The sequence below is a fragment of the Pseudomonas sp. FG29 genome (assembly GCF_057809355.1).
This window is the reverse complement of record NZ_JBMDJU010000001.1, coordinates 286,409-308,211: the sequence shown is the minus strand read 5'-3', so window position 1 is coordinate 308,211 and position 21,803 is coordinate 286,409. Positions and strand designations below refer to the sequence as shown.

Sequence of the window (21,803 nt, the reverse complement as noted above, 5' to 3'; positions counted from 1 at the left end):
CGATCAACGGCTGTTTCATGCGCCTCGCTACTGCTCGCTCGAGTCATCGTCGATGACCCTGGATATCCATCACCTGCACCAGGACGACTGGCGCTCCGAATTCGGTGCCGGCGACCTGCGCCGCGGCATCGCCTACGCGGAAGAAAAGCGCAGCAAACTGCTCAGCCTCAGGGACAACAGCCTGCTCGCCAATTGCCGCGGATCAGGCTGGGAGACCTACCAGCAACGCATCACCCTGCACCCTTACGGGCGTAAATGGAGCGTGACCGGTCACTGCACCTGTCCGGTGGGCTTCAACTGCAAGCATGTAGCCGCCGCCCTGCTCACCCTGGAAGCCCAGCAACGCGCCGGCAGCGACCTCTCAACCATCATCGTGGCCGACAAGGAACTGGCGGAAACGCGTCTGGAGGGCATCGCGCCCACGGCCATCCTCAGCCTGGGGAGCCAGGTGCGCGTGCATTTCGATGCGCGCAAGGGGCGCATGCAGGAGCAGACCCAGCACCGCGCCGCACTGGCCTTCGACTATGCAGGGCACAAGGTCTTCGGCAAACCGGCCAAGGATCTGGTCAAACGTCTGGATGCAGAAACCAATCTGCGCCTGATCCGCGATGGCGCTGCCGAGGCCGCTCTGCGCAAGCGCCTGGAAAGCCTTGGCCTGCAGGTAGCCTTGCGCCAGAGCGATGCACTGCCGGCGGAAGCAGGCGAGCCATTCGAGCTGGAACGCGAGCGCGACTGGCTGAATTTCGTCCAGCAGCAGTTGCCGCAGTTGCGCGCCGAAGGCTGGCAGATCCACATGCGCCCCGACTTCCAGTACAACCTCGCCGAGGTCGACAGCTGGTACGCCGAGGTCGAGGAAGATCCGCAGCAGAACTGGTTCGATCTGGAACTGGGCATCGAAGTCGAAGGCCAGCGCCTGAGCCTGCTGCCGATCCTGCTCCAGGCCATTCGCCGCACGCCCTGGCTGCTGGCGCCCGAAGCGCTGGCCCAGCGCGCCGATGAAGACCGCCTGCTGGTCAACCTGCCACACGGCGGCAAACGCATCGCCCTGCCCTTCGCTCGCCTCAAGCCATTGCTGGCCACCCTGGGCGAGCTGTATTTCCGCGACCCAGGCGAAGACCATCTGCCGCTGCGCCTGGGCCGCGCCGATGCCGCGCGCCTGGGCGAACTCGCGCATGGTTCCGCACTGAGCTGGCAAGGGGGCGAAGAACTGCGCAGTTTTGCCAAGCGCCTGCAGAACCTGGCCGTGCGCGAGATAGCTCCACCCGAGGGCTTGCAGGCCGAATTGCGCAGCTATCAGTTGCAAGGTCTGAACTGGATGCAGACCCTGGCTGAACTGCGTGTCGGCGGCGTGCTTGCCGACGACATGGGCCTGGGCAAGACGCTGCAGACCCTGGCGCACATCCTCTGCGAGAAACAGGCCGGACGTCTCGACAGGCCAGCGCTGATCGTCATGCCCACCAGCCTGATCCCCAACTGGCAGGACGAGGCCGCACGCTTCACGCCCAGCCTGCGCGTACTGGCCCTGCATGGCAGCAAGCGCAAGGCGCTGTTCGAGGAAATCGCCGAGCACGATCTGATCCTCACCACCTACGCCCTGCTGCCGCGCGACCTCAAGACGCTGAATCAACAGCGTTATCGCCTGCTGATTCTCGACGAAGCGCAGAACATCAAGAACCCGCGCAGCAAGGCGGCTACTGCCGCCGCCCAGGTGCAGACCGACCTGCGCCTGTGCCTGACCGGCACGCCCCTGGAAAACCACCTGGGCGAACTCTGGTCGTTGTTCCATTTCCTCATGCCGGGCTGGCTGGGCGACGCCAAGGCCTTCACCCGTGACTACCGCACGCCCATCGAGAAACGTGGCGACGCTCAGCGCCTGAACCACCTGAATGGACGTATCCGCCCGTTCCTGCTGCGCCGTACCAAGGAACAGGTGGCCAGCGAACTGCCACCGAAGACCGAGATCGTCCAATGGGTCGAGATGACGCAGCTGCAACGCGACCGTTACGAGACCCTGCGCCTGGCCATGGATCAGAAGGTGCGTGACGAAATCGCCCGCCAGGGCCTGGCGCGCAGCCACATCGTCATCCTCGAAGCGCTGCTGCGCCTGCGCCAGAGCTGCTGTGACCTGCGCCTGTTGGGCGAGGCTGACCAAGCGCTGCAGGCCAGCGACTCCGGCAAGCTCAGCGCGCTGCTGGACATGCTCGAGGAATTGGTCGCCGAAGGCCGCCGCGTGCTGCTGTTCTCGCAGTTCACCTCGATGCTGGCACTGATCGAGGCGGAACTGCTCGCGCGCGACATCGGCTACGCCAAACTGACCGGCAGCACCCAGGATCGGCGCACGCCGGTGCAGCGCTTCCAGGCCGGAGAATTTCCGGTGTTCCTGATCAGCCTCAAGGCAGGCGGCAGCGGCCTCAACCTGACCGCCGCCGACACCGTGATCCACTTCGATCCCTGGTGGAACCCCGCCGCCGAAGCCCAGGCCAGCGACCGCGCCTACCGCATCGGCCAGGACAAGCCGGTATTCGTCTACAAGCTGATCGCCCGTGGCAGCGTCGAGGAAAAGATCCAGCAACTGCAGCAGGCCAAGGCCAGCCTGGCCAAGGGCGTACTCGAAGGCGGCAGCCAGGGCCAATGGCAACTGGATGAAACCGATCTGGCAGCGCTGTTCGCGCCGCTCGACTGACATCCCGCCTCGTAGGGTGGATCGCGCTCTTTTCATCCACCGTGACGCCCGCCCCGGTGGATGAAAAGAGCGTCATTCACCCTACGCCTCAATCCGACGTATCGTCGCGCTCGGCCTCGGCATCCTCGCGATTACGCGGTTTGCTGCGCGGATTGGGCGCTGCCACGGCCGGGAAACGCGACGAGGCATAGCGCACCACCAGGATCGCCAGCGCCAGCAACAGGATCGCGCCCGAGACCATCACCACGCCCCAGCTCGGCTTGTGGGTGTGGGAGATATCGGAGATCAGCAAACGCGTCAGCGCCGTGATCGCGACATAGATCATGAAGCGAATCGGCATGTGGTTGGTCTTGAAATAGATCCCCACCATCGCTGCCAGCTCGAGATAGATGAACAGCAGCAGGATGTCATCGACCGTGATGTGGCCTTTCTCCAGCATGCCGAGGAAGGCCATCACCCCCGCCCAAGCGGTAATCGCACCGATGGCGAACAACGCCAGGTAATGGAAGGCCTCCATCAACAGGTTGCCCAGCGATTCGGCCAGGCCATGCAGCCCTTCGCGCAGACGTTCCGCCCAATTCATTCCGTACTTCTCCCCAAAACCGGCATCGACGCCTGAGCGCTCGGGATGAACGCTCCCCAAACGAGGATGCAGGAAAAAGACCAACTACAGGATGAAGCAGGAAAATGACCGCAAGACACAGTCTCACACGACGGCCAATACCGGAGGGCGGGATTCAGGCCAGGCATAGCAATGCTTGCCGGCCTCCTTGGCGCGGTACATGGCAGTGTCGGCTGACGCGACCAGCCGGCGCCTGTCCTCACCGTGCTCGGCATAGAGCGCCAGGCCCACGCTGACCCCGACTCGCACCTGCGGATGCTGTGGCAGCAAGGCGCTATCGAGCACCTCGATCAAACGTGCCGCCAAACGCTCGACGGCTTCGGCATCGCCTGCCGCAATCACGGCGAATTCGTCGCCACCGAGCCGGGCCAACAATTCTCCCTCGCGTATCACCGTCTGCCAGCGCGCCACCACGGCCTTGAGCAGCGCATCGCCGGTCGCATGCCCAAACTGGTCGTTCACCGGCTTGAAACCATCCAGATCGAGGTAGAGCAGCGCCACCTGCCGCTCACCACGGCGCGCCAGCGCCAGCGCCTGATCGAGCGTGTCATTGAATGCACGGCGGTTGGGCAGGTGCGTCAGGCTGTCGTGCTGCGATTCGAACGCCAGGCGCTGGAGCAACTCGGCACGCTCGCGCAAATCCTTGCGCAGGTCGACGAACAGCAGCGTCAGCAGCCCCAGCATGAGCACGGCACCGCCACCGCCACCCCAGAGTGCCAGCGCCGAACGCGTGACCAGATCCTGCTTCTGCTTGAGCAGGGCTGCGCTCACGCCGCTGCGAATATGGGCAATGCGTGCTCGCAGTTCGTCCATATAGACCTTGCCCCTGGGTTCCAGCCCCTCCGGAAAGCCTTTGCCGTTCTGGCGACGCCGCGCAATGCTTTCGGCCAACTCGTCGCGCTTGAGCCGACTGAGCTGCGTAATGGCGGCAAGATCCGCTGCGTAGGAGTCAAGCACCGGGTTTTCGAGCAACTGCTCCAGTTGACCGTCGACCAGCTTGATTGCCCGTTCGTATGGCGCCAGGTAGCGCTCATCATTGCTCAGCAGGTAGCCGCGCTGACCGATCTCGGCATCCTGCAGGCTGGAGAGCAGCTCGGAAAGCAGGTAAAGCGACCGATACAAATCCTGTACAGAGCGTCCATTCGACAAGCTGGTCTGACTGCCCCAGATGGCACCCACCAGCAGCATCAGGCTGAGGTAGAACAGCGCCACGAGCGCAAGCAGCTTGCGCTCGACTCGACCAATTGAGTTGAACATGTAGACCTCGCGCCAAAAGGGTCAACGAAGGTTTTCGGTAGTGCTCTGACGACACCCTAGCGGCCAATGAGATAACGGCTCAAAACGAGATTTGCACCAGCATCTGCCGATGGATTCTGGGCCCGCCGCTACATATACACAACCTGTACAGCACAACTTATTTGCCGGCTCGCAAAATATGCCATCACGGCGCAAACTTCTGTCTTTGACTCGCCCAAGGAGCAACACATGCGACTTCTATCGATCGGTACCGCTGCCCTGATCGCCTGGTTCAGCCTGCCTGCCCATGCCCAGGCACCGGCCCAACAGAAAACCCAGGTGCCAGGCTACTACCGCATGATGCTCGGTGAGTTCGAGGTCACCGCGCTCTATGACGGTTACGTCGACCTTCCCAGCACTCTGCTCAAGGGCATTGGCGACAAGGATCTGCAGGATCTGCTGGCGCGTATGTTCGTGCAGTCCACCCCTGGCGTGCAGACCGCGGTCAATGCCTACCTGGTCAACACCGGCAACAACCTCGTGCTGGTCGACACCGGTGCCGCGCAATGCTTCGGCCCCACCCTCGGCGTGGTAGAGCGCAACCTAGAGGCATCCGGCTATACGGCCGATCAGGTGGATACCGTCCTGCTCACCCACCTGCATCCGGATCACGCCTGCGGCCTGCTGAAAACCGACGGCAGCCCGGCCTACCCCAACGCCACCGTGGAGGTTCCCAAGGCTGAAGCGGACTTCTGGCTGAGCGAGGCGAACATGGCCAAGGCGCCTGAAGGCATGCAGGGCATGTTCAAGCTCGCCCAGACCGCTGTTGCGCCCTATATCAAGGCCGGCAAGCTCAAGCAGTACCAGAACGAAGGTACGTTGCTGCCCGGTATCGACCTGGTATCCAGCATCGGTCATACGCCTGGGCACACCTCCTACCTGTTCAAGTCGGGCGAGCAGCGCCTGCTGGTCTGGGGCGACATCGTGCACAACCATGCCGTGCAGTTCGCCAAGCCGGAAGTGGTGATCGAGTTCGACGTCGACAGCGACAAGGCGCGTGAGTCGCGCCAGCGTCTGCTGGCCGAAGCGGCTCAGGACAAACTCTGGGTTGCCGGCGCGCACCTACCCTTCCCCGGCCTCGGTCACGTCCGCAAGGAAGCACAGGGCTACGCCTGGGTACCAGTCGAGTTCAGCCCGGTGCGCAGTGATCGGTGAATATCGGCTCACTCGCTGCTGGCCAAATAGCAGCGAGTTCTTTATGCTTCGAACACTGTATAAATACACAGCAAACAACTGACACGCATGAAGGCAGATGAGGTGATGAATGGCCGTCGAAGTGGTGTACCGCAGCAGTCGCGATCCGGAGCATTTGTTCATGGATAAGGCCGAAGCCGATCGTTACGACAAGATGCTCGAGCTGGCCGAGCGGCTGACCGAGGTGCTGCACAAGGCCGTTCCCTCGCTGAGCGAGCAGCAAGGCGAAGAACTGGGCATTTACATGGCCAAGAATCGCGATGTGTTCGCCAAGGCCTTCAAGAACCAGCCCGACGCACTCGACGAGCTGGGCGAAAACGCCGAATGATGTCCCCTTGGCCCCGCATCTCAGACCGTGTGAAAACGTAGCGAGCGAAGGTCAGGCAAGGCAAAAAACGGCGAAAAAGCGGAGTTTACGAGCTGTAAATGAGCATTTTGAGCCTTTTTTTAACGCAGCATGGCCGAGCGCAGTAGTTTTCACACAGTCTGATCTGCGGGGCTTTCTTTTTATGGGGTAGCTCAGGCGCCGTACAACAGCCGCTCGGCCAACTGGTCGGCAACGCGCGCGGGGGAACGTTTGTCCGCCTGGGCATGAGCGTAGATTTCCGTCAGCCGCTGCCTGATGCGGGCCAGATGGGCCGTGACCGCACTCGGCGGTTCGCCACAATGGCGCAAGGCGACATGGATCAAGCCGCCGGCATTGATCACGTAGTCCGGCGCGTAGAGGATGCCGCGCGCCTCCAGTGACTCGGCCACGTCCGGGCTGGCCAATTGATTGTTGGCCGCGCCCGCCACGGCAGCACAACGCAAATGAGCAACCGTCTGCATGTCGAGCACGCCACCCAGACCACAGGGCGCGAGGATGTCGCACGGCGTGGTGAGCAATGCCTCGCATGCCACCGGATGCGCCCCCAATTGCTCGACGGCGAGCTGCACGCGACCACCATCGAGGTCGCTGACCAGCAGCTCGGCGCCTGCGGCATGCAGTGCCTCGGCCAGCGCTAACCCCACGCTGCCCAGCCCCTGAATGGCGACGCGCAGCCCATCCAGATCATCATTGCCCAGACGTGCCATGGCCGTGGCGCGAATACCGGTGAATACGCCCATGGCCGTGTGCGGCGAAGGATCGCCCTGCTCGCTGGTGCTGGTGACGTGCTGGGTATGCCGGGCGATGCAATCCATGTCGATGCTCGAGGTGCCGCTGTCGGTGGCGGTGATATAGCGGCCACCCAGGGTTTCGATGAAGCGTCCGAATACCTCGAACAACGCCGCCCGGTTCTGCACATGGGGCTCGCGCAGAATCACCGCCTTGCCCCCACCCTGCTCCAGGCCCGCCAGCGCCGCCTTGTAGCTCATGCTCCTGGCCAGGCGGATGGCGTCTTCGATGGCACTGCGTTCATCGCCATATTGCAGATAACGGCAGCCACCCAGTGCCGGCCCCAGACGGGTGCTGTGGATGGCGATCACGGCACGCAGACCGCTGGCCGGATCCTGCACCAGGTGCAGGGCCTCGAGGCGGGCCGCTTCCATCGCAGCGAACATGGCAGGCTCCCCGTCTGAACGTGTCCACCCAGTATAGGCCGCAGGCCGAAACTGGACGCCCGACCGACAAAGCGCTACAAACCAGAGACCAAGCGGAGATTGTGCGATGAGCCCACGTCAAGCCTGTCTGCTGTGTCTGGAGCGCGAGCCGCCGGCCTTTTTCGAAGCGGCACTGTGGATTGCCGCCGAGCATGACCCGCACCTGCAACCGGCTCAGGCGCTGGCCGATCTGCATGGCCTGCAGGTACAGATCGATGCCGGCCTGCCGGAACTGCCACGGCGTGAGCTGGCGCAACCGCTGTTGCGACGCCTCAGCGAACTGGACTACCGCGAAAATGACGAGGGCCCGACACGCCCTCGCCACGCGCTGCTGCACGAAGTGCTGCGCTGGCGGCGCGGCCAGCCGCTGGCCCTGGCCTTGATCGCGCTGGAACTAGCCAGACGTCTGGATATACCGCTGCAGGGCGTGAACTTTCCCGGGCACTTTCTCCTGCGCGTGCCTGGCGCCGATCACCTGCTCGATCCCTGTGGCGGGCGACGCCTGTATACGCGCGACTGCCGCGAACTGCTGCTGCATCACCTGGGGCCGGCGGTGGAACTGAGCGCAACGCATCTGCAAGGCGCCGACGCCCGCAGCATGCTGCAGCGTCTGTCACGCAACCTGCGTCACCTGCACCTGCAACAGGACGACCACCTGGCCGCGCTCAAGGATGCCGAGCGCGTGCTGCAGCTGGGCCCGCCGAATCTGGCCGATCACCTGGCTCGCGCCGACATCTATCACCGCCTGGAATGCCCGCAGGGCGAACGCTACGACCTGCAGCATGCGCTGCTGCTATGCGAGGAAGTCGGGCAACGCCTGCACCTGAGCCAACGCCTGCGCAATCTGGAGGCGGTAACGGCACTGCATTGAAATCAGGCCGAGGCTGATTGGGTGTGGAAGCTGAAGTAGTAGCGCAGCGCGTCGATCATCTCGATGTAATCCGCCGGCGGTGCAACCAGGGCAAAACCTGAGTCGTAGCTGCCTGGCGTGACGTCCTCGCGGCACCACTGGCAGTTGGCGGAAAAGTCGATGAAATGCGGGCCACTCAGACCCGGCAGTTTCAGGCGCATGTCGAAGCAACCGCCGACCAGCATGGGTAACTGACTGATCAGCATCAGCCCATCCACCGAAACATTGCCGATGAACCCCATCGGCTTGTCGGTGATGCGGTTGAACACCTTCAGGTAGTAGGGCAGTTGATGCCGCTCGATTCGACGTTGGCTACGCATGGTGGCATATCGCTACAAGGGATTGGAGTATGCGCCCCTGGCCGCCACCACACCAGCCTCAGGAGCACCGCTCGGCGAGCCGTTCGCGCACCTGGCGACGAGCGGCGTCGAGCTCTTCATCACTGTAGTAGATTCGTTCGCCGTTGGCGCCCTCGCGGAAATACCGATAGCCATCGGGCAACTGCGCCAGGCGCTGGCGCAACTCGCGACATTCGCCGTCGCGCTCCTGACGCTGCTGGGCGGCCGTGGCGGCGGTTTGCTCGCGCTCGGCCTGACGCGCCTGGTAGTAGCGCTCGCTGCGTGCCTCACGTTCGCGGGTGTGGGCGTCGCGCTCGACCACCTGCGGTTTGACCTCGACCCGCTCGGCACCATTGACCGGGCGCTGGCCAAAATGCACCTGCCCCTGCGCATCGGTCCAGCGATAGATTTCCGCACCTGCCAGAGCCGGCAGTAACGACGCGATCAGCAGCAGACGGCGCATGTTCATCCTCCATGAACGAAGGCCGTCAGCTTATACCGCCACGCAGAACCGGCAAAGACGCACAGCCCGCCACTTACAGCGGAGCCGGGCTGGGTTTGGCCGGCGCACCAGGCGTGTAGTGGCCGAGCTGCTCCAGCGTCTGCAGACGTGCCCGCGCACGGTAGGCGTACTCGCTGGCGGGGTAGCGGGTAATGATGAACTGATAGGTCTGCGCTGCGTCGACGAACAGGCTTTCACGCTCCAGACACTGGCCACGCAACAGGGAGATTTCCGGCTGCACGTAGCTGCGCGAGCGGCTCTGCCGCTCGGCCTGCGAAAGCTCCAGCGCAGCCTGGGCGCAATCACCTTCGTTATAGGCACGATAGGCATTGTTCAGGTGGTGATCGAGCGAAACGCGGGAACAACCCGTAGCAGCCAGGGCCACGGCCAGAATGATCAGGGTACGCATGGGCAAATCCTCCAATGAGCAGTGTATCGACAGCGCGGAGAAAAACTGAACAGCCACAAACCTCCGATGGGTTGTGCAGCCGTCGCCTTGCACCTTGAACAGCTAACACTAGACTGCGGGCCATCGGTCGATTACGGCCAAGGAGCCCGCATGCCGCTCACCCGCCTGCTTCCCATTATCCTCGGCGCCTTGCTGTTGAGCGCCTGTGCGCCGACCACGCCATTGTTCGTCGCCCAACTGACCACCAACGAGGTGGTGGAATACAAGGCGCTCAAGGCCAAGCGCATGGCGGCAGCCATCGAAGAGGAAGGTGATCTGCTGACCTACAGCGCCCTGGCCATTCGCGATGCCCACAGCGACAAGGCCGAAGCCCTCTACCTGGAGGGCTACCGCGACACCCGCCTGAGCAGCGAGGTGCGCGCCATCGCGCTGTACCAGATCGGCCTGATCTACATGAACGCCTTCAATGATCAGCGTGATGACACCCGGGCACGCAATTATTTCTACCAGGTGATCAACGAGTTTCCCGCCACGCACGCCGCCAGCCGCGCCGAGGAGCGCATCACACTGATGCGCCAGCGCGACGCGCAGCCCATCCAGCAGAACGCACGCGAACGCCTGGCGCAGTGGCAGCCGAGCCAGAATCTCGATCTGTACCAACCCAGCCTCGATCCGGACATGACCCTGCTGTCGCGCCGCGCCGTGCTCAAGGGCCGCGTCGCCGAAGCCGAAACGCTCTACCAATTGGGCCTGGCCGACCCGCATGTACCGGCCGACATCAAGGAGAAGGCGCTGTATCAACTGGCACTGATGCACATGGCGCCCGACAACCCGACGCCGGATCGCGACAAGGCCATTGCCTACCTACGCCGCCTGCTGGCGCAATACCCCAACGGCGCACTCGCCGCGAAAGCGGCTCGCCACCTCGATCTGGCGCTGAACCCGGGGCAACGCTGACCCACATCAATGCCGGCTGGCCTGCGCTGACCTGTAATGCGGGAACTCCCCAAGGCGAGGCCCCGTCATGAAACTCGAACGCCTGCTGGTGATCATCGACCCCGACCAGGATCAGCAACCCGCCCTGCAACGCGCGCTATGGCTGGCCCGCCAGAGCGGCGTGCGCCTGCATCTGCTGCAGGTGGACTACCACCCGCGCCTCGAGAGCGGCCTGCTCGACGGGCACATGCTCAAACGCGCCCGCGAAGCGCTGCTGCAACAACGCCAGGACAGCCTGCACGCCAGCGTCGCCGAATTTATCGACGAGGGGCTGCAGATCGACGTGGAGGTGCGCTGGCACAAGCACCGTCATGAGACCATTCTCGCCCGAGCCGCCGAGCTTCAGGTCGACCTGCTGCTCAAGTCCGCCCACCCCGGAGGCATGCTGCGTCGCCTGCTGTTCAGCGACACCTGCTGGCAACTGATTCGCCACTGCCCGATGCCGCTGTGGCTGGTGCACGACATGCACTGGCGTGGGCAGCGCATGTGTACCGCGCTCGACCCGCTGCACAGCGCCGACAAACCGGCCGCACTCGACCACAAGCTGATCCGCGAAAGCCAGGCATTGCAGATGCAACTCGGCCTGCAGGGCGATTACGTGCATGCCCTGGCGCCAATGCCGCATTCGCTGCTGTTCGATGCCGAGGTAGCCCAGGCGTATGACGACTACGTGACGCGCAGCGCTCAGGCGCATCGCCAGGCCTTCGACACCCTGATCGGCCAGTATCCGATCGCCGCCGAACGCGCCCACCTGCTCGACGGTTTCGCCGAAGACGCCATCCCGCATTTCGTGCACAAGCACAATATCGATCTGCTGGTGATGGGCGCCATCGCCCGCGGCCAACTGGACAGCCTGCTGATCGGCCATACCGCCGAACGGGTGCTGGAGCACGTGGAGTGCGACCTGCTGGTGCTCAAAGCGGACGACAAAGGGTAGTGCACAGGAACAATGACTACAGCGAAAGGCCGTAGTAGCCTCCCAGGCATAGTCCACTAGGGAGTTCGTGCATGACCTTTCGCCGCACCAAAATCGTCGCCACCCTGGGCCCAGCCAGCAGCTCGCCGGAAGTGCTGGAACAACTGATCCTCGCCGGCCTGGACGTGGCCCGTCTGAACTTCTCCCACGGCACGCCCGACGATCACAAGGCGCGTGCCGCTCTGGTTCGTGAACTGGCTGCCAAGCATGGCCGTCATGTCGCCCTGCTCGGCGACCTGCAAGGCCCGAAAATCCGTATCGCCAAGTTCGAGAACAAGCGCATCGAACTCAAGGATGGCGACCTGTTCCGCCTTTCCTCCAGCCACTCGCGCACCGCAGGCACCCAGGACGTGGTCGGCATCGACTACCCGGCGCTGATCCAGGATTGCGACGTCGGTGACGAGCTGCTGCTCGACGATGGCCGCGTGGTCATGCGCGTCGAACTCAAGGGCGCCGACGAGCTGCACTGCCGCGTACTGATCGGCGGCCCGCTGTCGGACAACAAAGGCATCAACCGCCGTGGCGGTGGCCTGACCGCACCGGCCCTGACCGAGAAAGACAAGGCCGACATCAAGGTCGCCGCCGAGATGGATCTGGACTACCTGGCGGTGTCCTTCCCGCGCGACGCCGCCGACATGGACTACGCCCGTCGCCTGCTCACCGAAGCCGGCGGTACCGCCTGGCTGGTGGCCAAGATCGAACGCGCCGAAGCTGTGGCCGATGACGAAGCCCTCGACGGCCTGATCCGCGCCAGTGACGCAGTAATGGTCGCCCGTGGTGACCTGGCCGTGGAAATCGGCGATGCCGAGCTGGTCGGCATCCAGAAGAAAATCATCGCTCACGCCCGTCGCCTGAACAAAGCCGTGATCACCGCGACCCAGATGATGGAGTCGATGATCCACAGCCCGATGCCAACCCGCGCCGAAGTGTCCGACGTGGCCAACGCCGCGCTGGACTACACCGATGCGGTGATGCTGTCGGCCGAGAGCGCCGCCGGTGAATACCCGGTCGAAGCCGTGCAGGCCATGGCCCGCGTATGCCTGGGCGCCGAGAAGCACCCGACCAGCAAGCAGTCCAGCCACCGTCTGGGTCGCACCTTCGAGCGCTGCGACGAAAGCATCGCCCTGGCCACCATGTACACCGCCAACCACTTCCCGGGCGTCAAGGCCATCATCAGCCTGACCGAAAGTGGCTACAGCCCGCTGATTATGTCGCGCATCCGCTCGTCGATCCCGATCTTCGCCTTCACCCCGCACCGCGAAGCCCAGGCCCGCGTAGCGCTGTTCCGTGGCGTCTACACCGTGCCGTTCGACCCGGCCTCGCTGCCGGCGAACAAGGTCAGCCAGGCCGCGGTGGACGAGTTGCTCAAGCGTGGCGTGGTCGAGCCGGGTGACTGGGTCATCCTGACCAAGGGCGACAGCTACCACGGCACCGGCGGCACCAACACCATGAAGATCCTGCACGTCGGCGATCCGATGGTGTGATCCAGGCGTGAATGCAAGAGGCCGCTCACCGAGCGGCCTCTTCGTTTCTGGGGCTCAGGTACGCACGAAATAGGCAATGCCGATCAGCGCCAAGCCGCCCAGTACCAACCACAAGGTGCCATCGACCAAGTAGGGCAACCCCATCAGCCCCAGTCCACAGAGAAACGGCACGGGCTTGCTCTGGCGTCGCCCGTAGATGACGAAGCCCAGGCCGATGCTGCCGAACAGCAAGCCCCAGAGCAGCACGGCAGCGTCCATCAGGCGAACCTCGTGAAATCCGCCGGGCGCCGTTGCATGAAGGCCGTCAACGCCTCGATGGCCTCCGGTGAGCGCAGGCGTTGACCGAACAAGGCACCCTCCTCCTCGATCACCTGCCGCAGTTGCTCGCGATCCGGTGCACGCATCAGGCGCTTGCTGTCGGCGAGCGCCGATGGCGCCAACTGGAGAAACCGCCGCGCCATCTCGCGGGCCTTGCCAAGTGTCGCGGCGCCATCGTCGAGCGCCTGGTTGGCGATGCCCCAGGCCGCCGCCTGCTCGCCACTGAAGCTCTGTCCGAGCAACAACAACTCGGCTGCCCGGACGTGCCCGAGCATGCGCGGCAGAATCAGACTGGAACCGTACTCCGGGCACAGGCCGAGGTTGATGAAAGGCATCTTCAATTGCGCATCACGGCTGACGTAGACCAGATCGCAATGCAGCAGCAAGGTGGTGCCGATGCCGACTGCGGGGCCCGCCACCGCCGCCACGACCGGCTTGGGAAAGTCGAACAGTGCGCGCATGAACTGGAATACTTCACTGTTCAGCCCGCTGGGCGGCGCCTGCAGGAAATCGCTGACATCGTTGCCACTGGTGAAGCAATGCTCGCCGCCGGTCAGCAATACCACGCGCACGCTGGAGTCGCGCGCAGCCTCATCCAGCACCTCGGCCATGCCGGCGTACATGGCGCGGGTCAGCGCGTTCTTCTTGTCCGGACGCTGCATGCACAGGGTCAGCAGGCCGGCGTCACGCTCGATAGACAGGTATTGGCTCATCAGGCACTCCGCAGCGCCATCGGCAGACGACCTAGGCGCGGGTCAGAAAGGCGTCAGCGAGCATCTGGCCGCGCGGCAAACCGGCCATGTAGAGGCGCCGCGCGAAGCTCTCGACCGTCGTGGGATGGCCGCAGAGTAAGGCGAGGGTCTGCCGCGAAACAAGGCGCAGTTCAGCCAAAGCAGCCGGCAACTGCGCCGCCGTCACCTGTTCGACCTGCAACTGCGGATAAGCTGTAGCCAACGTCTGCAAGGGCTCGGCCAGGTAATGCTCGGCCGGCTCCGCAGCGACATGCAGCAGGCGAATGGGCGCTGCATGCTCCTGGCGCAGGGCTTCACGCAGCACGCCGAACAGCGGCGCCAGGCCGGTACCTGCGGCCAGCAACCAGAGCGGTCGGGCCTGCCAGTCGGGGTCATAATGCAAGGCGCCGCCACGCAGCTCGCCCAGACGCAGCGTATCGCCCACTGCCAATGCCCGAGCTGCATCGGCGAAGGCTCCGCTATGGCCGCAATCGATATGAAACTCCAGCCAGGTATCCTCCGCCGGCACGCTGGCCAATGAATAGGGCCGCGCCACTTCGCCACACCACAGAACCAGGTGCTGGCCGGGTCGATAACGCAAGGGACGGCTCGGCTGCAGGCGCAGACGCAATACCCGTGGGCTGAGCCAGTCGGCACTTAGCACCTCGGCGGGCAGGCCATCACGTTGCGGATCGAAGGGCTCCACCTGCAGATCGTCGAGCACCTGGCACTGACAGGCCAGACGCCAACCCTCGGCGCGGCGTTCCGCCGGCAGCGCTTCAGGCAAACGATCCTGCGGCTCGCCACGCAGGCAGCGCACCAGGCAAGCATGACAACTGCCGGAGCGACAGCTGTACGGCACGCTCACGCCATTGCCCAACAGGGCATCGAGCAGGTTGCTTTGTGCAGTGACCTGAAAGCTTCGGTCACCTACGCGCAGTTCAGGCATCAGCCTCATCCCAGGTGGCTTCACAACGGTTACGACCGCTGCGCTTGGCCTGGTAGAGCGCCTGATCGGCGCGGTGCAGCGCCTCGTCGAGGTCGTCTCCGGCACAGAGCAGGGTCATGCCCACGGAAAGGCTGAGATTATCCACCTTTACGCCCACCGGTTCAGCCCGACTGAAGGTTTCTCGTAGGCGCTCGCAGCAACTGCTGAACTGATCAGCATCGGTATTGGGCAGCAGCAGCACGAACTCCTCACCGCCATAACGGGCAATGGTGTCGCCGTCACGTAGACAGGAACGCGCCACGGAGGCAAAGGTTTGCAGCACGCGGTCACCGGCAGCATGGCCGTAGCGGTCGTTGATACGCTTGAAATGATCGAGGTCGATCAGCGCCAGGCCGTGCCGCTGCCCTGCATGCATCGCCTGCAACTCGCGCCCCGCCAGACGCAGGAAATGACGGCGATTGAACAGGCCGGTCAACTCGTCGGTGGCGACCAGATCCTCGAGCTGGCGCATCATGCCGCGCAGCGTGTCCTGATGCGCCTGCAGGGCGAAACGGCGCTGACGCATGCGCTTGCGCATCGCCTGCACATAACTGGAAAACAGACACAACCAGACCAGCAGAATGAACAGCACCCACACCTGCAACCAGGCCATGCTTGGGTCGACCAACTGCATGCGATAGGCCTCGAGCAGCACCATCGCGGCAAAACCGAGGAAAGCGAAGGCCGCGCAGCGCACGAACACAGGCGGGCGCAGCTGGAATACGCCGAACAGCAGGATCAGTACGTAGAAGACCATCATCACCCCGCGCGCGCTGTCGAACAGCGCCAGCACCGGGGGCTGCCAGGCCAGTGCTACCAGCACCTGGGCTTCGGTCAGGCTAGGGTCGGCGCAACGGAGATTGCGGCCGGAGAGAAACAGCCAGAGGAATACCAACTGGCTGGCGAACACGCCCAGGGTGAGCCAGCCGGCGGTACTGACCGTACCGATGAACAGACCATTGAAGATGGCGAACCAGCAGACAAGCGCCATCATCGCGTAGGTCGTAACTGCCATGGCGAAGCGTTTGAGCAATAGTTTCTGCAAGCTGCGTTGCGAGGCGCGGCGGCTGATCGAGCTCATGGGCTCCGTCCCATACTGGCATCTGGCCGTACTCTACAGGCCTCCTCAGAAAAATCCTAGTTACAACTCAGCCAGGGCCAGCCCTTCTTCAACCTCGACTGCTGTGCCCCTCAACCCCGGCGCGTTATACTGCCGCGCCTTTTTCGTGGCCCGCCATTGCCGGCAGCCATTGTCCAGGCCGTCGCGGGACGATTTCCCCGACCTTTTTACGCCGTTGCGCCGGGTCATGATTCGGCGCTTCCTTATAGATGTTCCCTGACAGAGGAGCGCCCCAATGACCGTGATCAAGCAGGACGACCTGATTCAGAGCGTCGCTGACGCCCTGCAGTTCATCTCCTATTACCACCCCGTCGACTTCATCCAGGCCATGCACGAGGCCTACCTGAAGGAAGAGTCGCCGGCCGCCAAGGACTCCATGGCGCAGATCCTGATCAACTCGCGCATGTGTGCCACCGGCCACCGCCCGATCTGCCAGGACACCGGCATCGTCACCGTATTCGTCAAGGTCGGTATGGACGTGCGCTGGGACGGCGCCACCATGAGCGTCGACGACATGATCAACGAGGGCGTGCGTCGCGCCTACAACCTGCCCGAGAACGTGCTGCGCGCCTCGATCCTGGCCGACCCGGCCGGTGCCCGCAAGAACACCAAGGACAACACCCCGGCCGTGATCCACTACTCCATCGTCCCCGGTGACAAGGTGGAAGTGGATGTCGCGGCCAAGGGCGGCGGCTCCGAGAACAAGTCGAAGATGGCCATGCTCAACCCGTCCGACTCCATCGTCGACTGGGTACTCAAGACCGTGCCGACCATGGGCGCCGGCTGGTGCCCGCCGGGCATGCTCGGCATCGGCATCGGCGGCACCGCCGAGAAGGCTGCGGTAATGGCCAAGGAAGTGCTCATGGAGCACATCGACATTCACGAGCTGAAAGCCCGCGGCCCGCAGAACCGCATCGAGGAACTGCGCCTGGAGCTGTTCGAGAAGGTCAACCAGCTGGGCATCGGCGCCCAGGGCCTGGGCGGCCTGACCACCGTGCTCGACGTGAAGATCATGGATTACCCGACCCACGCCGCCTCCCTGCCGGTGTGCATGATCCCGAACTGCGCCGCCACCCGTCACGCTCACTTCGTGCTCGACGGCTCCGGCCCGGCCTCGCTGGAAGCGCCGGATCTGGACGCCTACCCGGAAATCGTCTGGGAAGCCGGCCCGAGCGCGCGCCGCGTCAACCTCGACACCATCACCCCGGAAGAAGTGCAGAGCTGGAAGCCGGGCGAGACCGTCCTGCTCAACGGCAAGATGCTCACCGGCCGCGACGCTGCGCACAAGCGCATGGTCGACATGCTGAACAAGGGCGAAGAGCTGCCGGTGGATCTGAAAGGCCGCTTCATCTACTACGTCGGCCCGGTCGATCCGGTCGGTGACGAAGTGGTCGGCCCAGCCGGCCCGACCACTGCCACGCGCATGGACAAGTTCACCCGCCAGATCCTGGAAAGTACCGGCCTGCTGGGCATGATCGGCAAGTCCGAACGTGGTCCCATCGCCATCGAAGCGATCAAGGACAACAAGGCCGTGTACCTGATGGCCGTCGGCGGCGCCGCCTACCTGGTGGCCCAGGCGATCAAGGCCTCGAAGACCATCGCCTTCCCCGAGCTGGGCATGGAAGCGATCTACGAATTCGAGGTCAAGGACATGCCGGTGACCGTCGCGGTCGATACCAAAGGCGAGTCGGTGCACAACACCGGCCCGGCGATCTGGAGCAAGAAGATCGCCGAAAGCCTGGCGGTAGAAGTGAAGTAAGACAGTCGCAAGCGATAAGCTTCACACTGCAAGCAGAAGCCCGGCCAAGTGCCGGGCTTCTGCGTTTTCAGGCGTCCAGCAGCAACTGTCGGCCACGCGCCAGGTAACGCTCCATCTCCACCTCCGGCACCATGCTGCCGCCAGTGGCCCAGACCAGATGAGTCGCTTGCGCCATACGCTGTGGCGTCAGGCCCAGGCGCTGGCGGTAGCCCTGCTGCTCGGCCAGCACACGCAGCACCCCCGGCATGCCGGCCAGGGCCGAAGGCTCCAGGCGCTGGCCTTCGGCCTGTTCCAGCAGCGCCAGGTAGCGGAACATCTGCTCGTCGCTGACCGTGTAGTAGCCATCGATCAGGCGCTGCATGGCCCGGCCGACAAAGCCGGATGGGCGGCCGACCGCCAGGCCATCGGCTGCGGTGCGGTTGTCGATGCCGAAATCCTGCACCGCCAGTTCTTCATGTCGGCCGGTGTGCACGCCAAGCAGCATGCACGGCGAATGCGTCGGCTCGGCGAACAGGCAATGCACCGCATCGCCAAATGCCAGCTTCAGGCCGAAGGCCACTCCACCCGGCCCACCGCCGACACCACAGGGCAGATAGACGAATAGTGGATGCTCGGCATCGACCACGACCTTGGCCGCAGCCAGTTGCTGCTTGAGGCGTTCGCCGGCCACCGCGTAGCCGAGGAACAGGTGCCTGGAGTTCTCGTCATCGACGAAGTGGCAGCGCGGATCGCCTTCAGCCTGGCGCCGCCCCTGCTCCACCGCAACGCTGTAATCGCTGGCGTATTCGACCACGGTCACGCCATGGGCACGCAGCTTGTCCTTCTTCCACTGACGCGCATCGGCGGACATATGCACCGTGGCCTGAAAGCCCAGACGTGCACTGATGATGCCGATGGACAGGCCGAGATTGCCGGTGGAGCCGACCGCCACCTGATAGCCCCCGAAGAAAGCGCGCATCGCATCGCTATCGAGGCAGGCGTAATCGTCATCGAGGCTGAGCAGGCCGGCGGCCAGCGCCAGATCCTCGGCATGCTTGAGCACCTCGTAGATGCCGCCACGGGCCTTGATCGAACCGGAGATGGGCAGGTGGCTGTCACGCTTGAGCCATAGCGCGCCAATCTCGCCTTCGCCCTGAAGCTCTGCACTCAGCAAGGTCTGCATCTGCGGCAGAGGCAGGATGTCCGACTCGATGATGCCGGCGCTGGCGGCGGTCTGCGGAAATACCCGCGCGAGATAAGGTGCGAAGCGCTCCAGGCGCGCACTGGCCTCGACCACGTCAGCAGCACTCAGGCCGACATCGACAAGGGCCTCTGCAGCAGATGTCACGGCAGGATTGAACCAACTGGTTTCGCGCAGGGCGATCAGCTGGTCGAGCAGCGGGTATTCCGCGCGCCAGGCGGCGAGCGGCTTGCCAAGGATCATTGCAGTACTCCTGATTGCAGGCATTGGGGCAGCGCCCATTAGACGACCCTCTGCGCCACCTGGCAAAGGATGCTTGCCCACTGCAGAAAATGGCGCACCAACCGGGCGTATGGCGGCCATAGCCGTCAGCGGAACGATAGCCGGCCGACCATGGCCTAACGGACAAATCGGCCAAGGAGTTGCCATGACCTTTTCCCTTATTGCGCGCTGCCCTCGTAGCGGCCAGTTCGGTGTCGCGGCCGCCACGGCCATGCCCGCAGTCGGCAAGCTGCTCAGCCATGCGGCAGCCGGCTGCGGTGCTGTGGCCACGCAGGCCCAGGTCAATCCCTATCTGGGGCTCGATGGTCTGGCCCTGCTGCGCGCGGGTCATTCGGCCCAAGCGGCTCTCGAACGTCTGAAAACCAGCGATCCCTGCATGGAGCTGCGCCAGTGTGCGTTGATCGACGCCCATGGCGATAGCGTCTGCTGGACTGGGGTCAAATGCCTGCCCTGGGCCGGTTCGCTGCGTGGCGAACAATTTTCCGTGCAGGGTAATCGCCTGGTTGGCCCGCAGGTGCTGGACGCAGTGGCCGAGGCCTTTTGCCGGGAAGCTCAACGCCCATTGATCGAGCGTCTGATAGAAGCCCTGGCTGCGGGCGATCGCTGCGGCGGAGATCGCCATGGCGAGTCCTCGGCGGTGATCTACGTGGTCGATCAGGAGGAGTATCCGCTGTGGGATATCCGCGTCGATCACCATCCTGATCCGGTGGCCGAACTGCGCCGCCTGCACGCAGTATTCGCCCGAGACGTACTGCCGGAGATACTCGCCATGCCGACCCGCGACAATCCGGCGGGCAAGGCAGCCGAAGACGCGGTCTAGCGCGCGGCCGTACCGAAACGCCGGCGATAGTCACCCGGTGAGACGCCGACCAGGCGGGCGAACACCTTGCGGAAGGCTCCACTGTCGCGATAGCCCACCTGCCAGGCCACCTGATCGATGCTCTGGCGGGTGAATTCGAGCAGCTCGCGGGCCTTGGTCACACGCAATTGCTGGCAATACTCGGTGGGCTTCAGCCCAGTGGCCGCGCGGAAGCGCCGCAGGAAGGTGCGTTCACCCAAACCGGCGCGAGCGGCCATGCTGGCCAGGCTCGCCTCGGCGCCAGCGTCGCCCTGCAGCCAGTGCTGCACGGCCAACACCGCCGCATCACCATGATCGAAGCTGGGTACGAAGTGGCTGAAATGTCGCTGCGATTCGCGGTTCAGATCCACCACCAGAAAGCGTGCGGTTTCCGCGGCAATGGTCGGCCCCAGCAGGCGCGTCACCAGTGCCAGCCCAAGATCAGTCCAGGCCATCAGGCCGCCGGCGGTGATCAGGTCACCATCGTCGATCACCATGCGCTCGGGCAGCACCTGAACCCTGGGAAAACGCGCCGCCAGTTCTGCAGCCAAGGCCCAGTGCGTGGTCACCGTGCGGCCGTCGAGCAGGCCGGCATCGGCCAGTGGGAAGGCGCCCGCGCAGACCGAGGCCAGGGTCGCTCCGGTACCATGCAGGTGGCGCAGCCAGTCGTGGTAACAGGCGGCGAGCGGTTGCTCGGCGTCACCGTCAAGGCAGGGTGGCAGAATTACCACCTGCGGCGTGCCGGCGTCCTGCGGCTGGCTGTCGTACACCCGGCGCAAACGACCGCTCTCATCCGCCTGCCAATGGCTGATGCGCAAGGTGGGCAGGCCGTGGCGGTTCCGCTCGACAACCCGGCGGTTGGCCACGCCGAACAGATCGCCCAAGCCGTACACCGCAGCCAGTTGCACCCCCGGATACAGCAACAGCCCGATCTCCAGGCAACGTTCGCTCATTGTCAGTTTTTCCCCGCAGATTGTCGGCCTCGCCCATCCTCACGCCAGCGCTGCAGCGCTAAGGTGGGCGCACATCATCCCACGGAGAACCCCATGAGCAAGCGTGCCCTGATCCTCATCGACATCCAGAACGATTACTTTGCAGACGGTAAATGGCCGCTGGCCGGCATGGACACTGCCGCTGCCCATGCCGCACAGGTGTTGGCCGCCGCGCGCGCGGCGGGCGATACGGTGATTCACGTCCGTCATGAGTTCGAGAGCGACGACGCGCCCTTCTTCGCCCCAGATAGCGAGGGTGCCCGTACCCATGCCAGCGTGCTACCGCAGGCCGGCGAGGCGATCGTGCTCAAGCATCAGGTCAATGCCTTCCTCGGCACCGACCTCAAGGCGCAGCTCGATGCAGCCGCCATCGAGCAGATCACCCTGGTCGGCGCCATGAGCCACATGTGCATCGCCGCTGCAGCCCGCGCCAGTGCCGACTTCGGTTACGCGACCACGGTCATTCACGATGCCTGCGCCACCCACGATCAGACGTTCGAAGGCGTCACCGTGGCCGCGGCTCAGGTGCACGCAGCCAACATGGCCGCCCTGGCCTTCGCCTATGCCCAGGTCGTCTCGACCGAACAGTATCTGGCTGGCTGAT

22 protein-coding genes are annotated in these 21,803 nt (G+C 64.2%); 10 read left to right on the top strand and 12 right to left on the bottom strand.

Annotation, left to right across the window (positions count from 1 at the left end; genetic code table 11):
* Positions 1-52 precede the first annotated feature (52 nt).
* Positions 53-2,683 carry a DEAD/DEAH box helicase gene (locus ACODS1_RS01540; protein WP_489084256.1) on the top strand — a complete coding sequence of 877 codons (2,631 nt, stop codon included), beginning with the start codon at positions 53-55 and terminating at the stop codon, positions 2,681-2,683.
* A gap of 88 nt (positions 2,684-2,771) precedes the next feature.
* Here ACODS1_RS01540 and ACODS1_RS01535 read toward each other — a convergent pair whose 3' ends face one another.
* A complete protein-coding gene (locus ACODS1_RS01535; RefSeq protein ID WP_322981709.1) occupies positions 2,772-3,266 on the bottom strand; it encodes a phosphate-starvation-inducible protein PsiE in 495 nt (164 codons plus the stop codon).
* 123 nt (positions 3,267-3,389) lie between these two features.
* Positions 3,390-4,562 (bottom strand): diguanylate cyclase domain-containing protein, encoded by a 1,173-nt coding sequence (locus ACODS1_RS01530; RefSeq protein ID WP_489084255.1) that lies wholly within the window; start codon positions 4,560-4,562, stop codon positions 3,390-3,392.
* Between the two features lie 228 nt (positions 4,563-4,790).
* On the opposite strand from ACODS1_RS01530, the gene ACODS1_RS01525 reads away from it, so the two are divergent.
* Together ACODS1_RS01525 and ACODS1_RS01520 are read left to right on the top strand one after the other, a co-directional pair.
* On the top strand, positions 4,791-5,756 hold the full coding sequence (locus tag ACODS1_RS01525; RefSeq protein WP_489084254.1) for an MBL fold metallo-hydrolase: 966 nt from the start codon (positions 4,791-4,793) through the stop codon (positions 5,754-5,756).
* Between the two features lie 109 nt (positions 5,757-5,865).
* Entirely contained in the window at positions 5,866-6,123 is a 258-nt protein-coding gene (locus ACODS1_RS01520; protein WP_322981706.1) for a YebG family protein, read from the top strand.
* Positions 6,124-6,314: 191 nt separating this feature from the next.
* Here ACODS1_RS01520 and ACODS1_RS01515 read toward each other — a convergent pair whose 3' ends face one another.
* Positions 6,315-7,337: a Leu/Phe/Val dehydrogenase gene (locus ACODS1_RS01515; RefSeq protein WP_489084253.1), complete on the bottom strand. Its 1,023-nt coding sequence runs from the start codon at positions 7,335-7,337 to the stop codon at positions 6,315-6,317.
* A gap of 106 nt (positions 7,338-7,443) precedes the next feature.
* Here ACODS1_RS01515 and ACODS1_RS01510 point away from each other — a divergent pair, with 106 nt between their 5' ends.
* Complete coding sequence (locus ACODS1_RS01510) at positions 7,444-8,247, top strand: SirB1 family protein (protein ID WP_489084252.1); 804 nt, start codon at positions 7,444-7,446, stop codon at positions 8,245-8,247.
* Positions 8,248-8,249: 2 nt separating this feature from the next.
* On the opposite strand, the gene ACODS1_RS01505 is transcribed toward ACODS1_RS01510, so the two are convergent.
* From ACODS1_RS01505 to ACODS1_RS01495, 3 genes are all read right to left on the bottom strand, one after another.
* Complete coding sequence (locus ACODS1_RS01505; protein WP_489084251.1) at positions 8,250-8,606, bottom strand: PilZ domain-containing protein; 357 nt, start codon at positions 8,604-8,606, stop codon at positions 8,250-8,252.
* 58 nt (positions 8,607-8,664) lie between these two features.
* Complete coding sequence (locus ACODS1_RS01500) at positions 8,665-9,087, bottom strand: DUF4124 domain-containing protein (protein WP_489084250.1); 423 nt, start codon at positions 9,085-9,087, stop codon at positions 8,665-8,667.
* 73 nt (positions 9,088-9,160) lie between these two features.
* Positions 9,161-9,535 (bottom strand): tetratricopeptide repeat protein, encoded by a 375-nt coding sequence (locus tag ACODS1_RS01495; protein WP_322981701.1) that lies wholly within the window; start codon positions 9,533-9,535, stop codon positions 9,161-9,163.
* A 150-nt stretch (positions 9,536-9,685) separates the two neighbouring features.
* Between ACODS1_RS01495 and ACODS1_RS01490 the strand changes: the two genes are divergently transcribed.
* The 3 genes from ACODS1_RS01490 to pyk all read left to right on the top strand — a co-directional run bounded on the left by ACODS1_RS01490 (position 9,686) and on the right by pyk (position 12,991).
* The gene (locus ACODS1_RS01490) at positions 9,686-10,492 is read left to right on the top strand and encodes a tetratricopeptide repeat protein (protein WP_489084249.1); all 807 of its coding nucleotides are present in this window, start codon (positions 9,686-9,688) and stop codon (positions 10,490-10,492) included.
* 67 nt (positions 10,493-10,559) lie between these two features.
* A complete protein-coding gene (locus ACODS1_RS01485; RefSeq protein WP_489084248.1) occupies positions 10,560-11,468 on the top strand; it encodes a universal stress protein in 909 nt (302 codons plus the stop codon).
* 71 nt (positions 11,469-11,539) lie between these two features.
* Complete coding sequence (gene pyk / locus ACODS1_RS01480) at positions 11,540-12,991, top strand: pyruvate kinase (protein WP_322981698.1); 1,452 nt, start codon at positions 11,540-11,542, stop codon at positions 12,989-12,991.
* Positions 12,992-13,045: 54 nt separating this feature from the next.
* Here the strand turns inward: pyk and ACODS1_RS01475 are convergent, their stop codons facing one another.
* Genes ACODS1_RS01475 through ACODS1_RS01460 form a run of 4 tightly spaced genes read right to left on the bottom strand, consistent with a single transcriptional unit; the run spans position 13,046 to position 16,109 of the window.
* Positions 13,046-13,249 carry a hypothetical protein gene (locus ACODS1_RS01475; RefSeq protein WP_489084247.1) on the bottom strand — a complete coding sequence of 68 codons (204 nt, stop codon included), beginning with the start codon at positions 13,247-13,249 and terminating at the stop codon, positions 13,046-13,048.
* Positions 13,249-14,022 (bottom strand): enoyl-CoA hydratase, encoded by a 774-nt coding sequence (locus ACODS1_RS01470; RefSeq protein ID WP_489084246.1) that lies wholly within the window; start codon positions 14,020-14,022, stop codon positions 13,249-13,251. The genes ACODS1_RS01475 and ACODS1_RS01470 overlap by 1 nt, the downstream gene beginning before the upstream one ends.
* Before the next feature lie 31 nt (positions 14,023-14,053).
* Positions 14,054-14,989 carry an iron-sulfur-binding ferredoxin reductase gene (locus ACODS1_RS01465; RefSeq protein ID WP_489084245.1) on the bottom strand — a complete coding sequence of 312 codons (936 nt, stop codon included), beginning with the start codon at positions 14,987-14,989 and terminating at the stop codon, positions 14,054-14,056.
* Positions 14,982-16,109 (bottom strand): GGDEF domain-containing protein, encoded by a 1,128-nt coding sequence (locus tag ACODS1_RS01460; protein ID WP_322981694.1) that lies wholly within the window; start codon positions 16,107-16,109, stop codon positions 14,982-14,984. The genes ACODS1_RS01465 and ACODS1_RS01460 overlap by 8 nt, the downstream gene beginning before the upstream one ends.
* 274 nt (positions 16,110-16,383) lie before the next feature.
* On the opposite strand from ACODS1_RS01460, the gene ACODS1_RS01455 reads away from it, so the two are divergent.
* Positions 16,384-17,907 (top strand): fumarate hydratase, encoded by a 1,524-nt coding sequence (locus ACODS1_RS01455; RefSeq protein ID WP_322981693.1) that lies wholly within the window; start codon positions 16,384-16,386, stop codon positions 17,905-17,907.
* Positions 17,908-17,974: 67 nt separating this feature from the next.
* On the opposite strand, the gene dsdA is transcribed toward ACODS1_RS01455, so the two are convergent.
* A complete protein-coding gene (gene dsdA, locus ACODS1_RS01450; protein WP_489084244.1) occupies positions 17,975-19,330 on the bottom strand; it encodes a D-serine ammonia-lyase in 1,356 nt (451 codons plus the stop codon).
* Positions 19,331-19,514: 184 nt separating this feature from the next.
* On the opposite strand from dsdA, the gene ACODS1_RS01445 reads away from it, so the two are divergent.
* Positions 19,515-20,189, top strand: a complete 675-nt coding sequence (locus tag ACODS1_RS01445) for a DUF1028 domain-containing protein (protein WP_489084243.1) — start codon at positions 19,515-19,517, stop codon at positions 20,187-20,189.
* Here ACODS1_RS01445 and ACODS1_RS01440 read toward each other — a convergent pair.
* Positions 20,186-21,160, bottom strand: coding sequence for a GlxA family transcriptional regulator (locus ACODS1_RS01440; RefSeq protein ID WP_489084242.1), 975 nt, complete (start codon positions 21,158-21,160; stop codon positions 20,186-20,188). The two genes, ACODS1_RS01445 and ACODS1_RS01440, sit on opposite strands and share 4 nt — an antisense overlap.
* 93 nt (positions 21,161-21,253) lie before the next feature.
* On the opposite strand from ACODS1_RS01440, the gene ACODS1_RS01435 reads away from it, so the two are divergent.
* Positions 21,254-21,802: an isochorismatase family protein gene (locus ACODS1_RS01435; RefSeq protein ID WP_489084241.1), complete on the top strand. Its 549-nt coding sequence runs from the start codon at positions 21,254-21,256 to the stop codon at positions 21,800-21,802.
* Position 21,803 lies beyond the last annotated feature (1 nt).

Coding starts and splice junctions, on each gene's coding strand:
- ACODS1_RS01540 (WP_489084256.1), top strand. CDS start 53: ATGACCCTGGATATCCATCACCTGCACCAGGACGACTGGCGCTCCGAA.
- ACODS1_RS01535 (WP_322981709.1), bottom strand. CDS start 3,266: ATGAATTGGGCGGAACGTCTGCGCGAAGGGCTGCATGGCCTGGCCGAA.
- ACODS1_RS01530 (WP_489084255.1), bottom strand. CDS start 4,562: ATGTTCAACTCAATTGGTCGAGTCGAGCGCAAGCTGCTTGCGCTCGTG.
- ACODS1_RS01525 (WP_489084254.1), top strand. CDS start 4,791: ATGCGACTTCTATCGATCGGTACCGCTGCCCTGATCGCCTGGTTCAGC.
- ACODS1_RS01520 (WP_322981706.1), top strand. CDS start 5,866: ATGGCCGTCGAAGTGGTGTACCGCAGCAGTCGCGATCCGGAGCATTTG.
- ACODS1_RS01515 (WP_489084253.1), bottom strand. CDS start 7,337: ATGTTCGCTGCGATGGAAGCGGCCCGCCTCGAGGCCCTGCACCTGGTG.
- ACODS1_RS01510 (WP_489084252.1), top strand. CDS start 7,444: ATGAGCCCACGTCAAGCCTGTCTGCTGTGTCTGGAGCGCGAGCCGCCG.
- ACODS1_RS01505 (WP_489084251.1), bottom strand. CDS start 8,606: ATGCGTAGCCAACGTCGAATCGAGCGGCATCAACTGCCCTACTACCTG.
- ACODS1_RS01500 (WP_489084250.1), bottom strand. CDS start 9,087: ATGCGCCGTCTGCTGCTGATCGCGTCGTTACTGCCGGCTCTGGCAGGT.
- ACODS1_RS01495 (WP_322981701.1), bottom strand. CDS start 9,535: ATGCGTACCCTGATCATTCTGGCCGTGGCCCTGGCTGCTACGGGTTGT.
- ACODS1_RS01490 (WP_489084249.1), top strand. CDS start 9,686: ATGCCGCTCACCCGCCTGCTTCCCATTATCCTCGGCGCCTTGCTGTTG.
- ACODS1_RS01485 (WP_489084248.1), top strand. CDS start 10,560: ATGAAACTCGAACGCCTGCTGGTGATCATCGACCCCGACCAGGATCAG.
- pyk (WP_322981698.1), top strand. CDS start 11,540: ATGACCTTTCGCCGCACCAAAATCGTCGCCACCCTGGGCCCAGCCAGC.
- ACODS1_RS01475 (WP_489084247.1), bottom strand. CDS start 13,249: ATGGACGCTGCCGTGCTGCTCTGGGGCTTGCTGTTCGGCAGCATCGGC.
- ACODS1_RS01470 (WP_489084246.1), bottom strand. CDS start 14,022: ATGAGCCAATACCTGTCTATCGAGCGTGACGCCGGCCTGCTGACCCTG.
- ACODS1_RS01465 (WP_489084245.1), bottom strand. CDS start 14,989: ATGCCTGAACTGCGCGTAGGTGACCGAAGCTTTCAGGTCACTGCACAA.
- ACODS1_RS01460 (WP_322981694.1), bottom strand. CDS start 16,109: ATGAGCTCGATCAGCCGCCGCGCCTCGCAACGCAGCTTGCAGAAACTA.
- ACODS1_RS01455 (WP_322981693.1), top strand. CDS start 16,384: ATGACCGTGATCAAGCAGGACGACCTGATTCAGAGCGTCGCTGACGCC.
- dsdA (WP_489084244.1), bottom strand. CDS start 19,330: ATGATCCTTGGCAAGCCGCTCGCCGCCTGGCGCGCGGAATACCCGCTG.
- ACODS1_RS01445 (WP_489084243.1), top strand. CDS start 19,515: ATGACCTTTTCCCTTATTGCGCGCTGCCCTCGTAGCGGCCAGTTCGGT.
- ACODS1_RS01440 (WP_489084242.1), bottom strand. CDS start 21,160: ATGAGCGAACGTTGCCTGGAGATCGGGCTGTTGCTGTATCCGGGGGTG.
- ACODS1_RS01435 (WP_489084241.1), top strand. CDS start 21,254: ATGAGCAAGCGTGCCCTGATCCTCATCGACATCCAGAACGATTACTTT.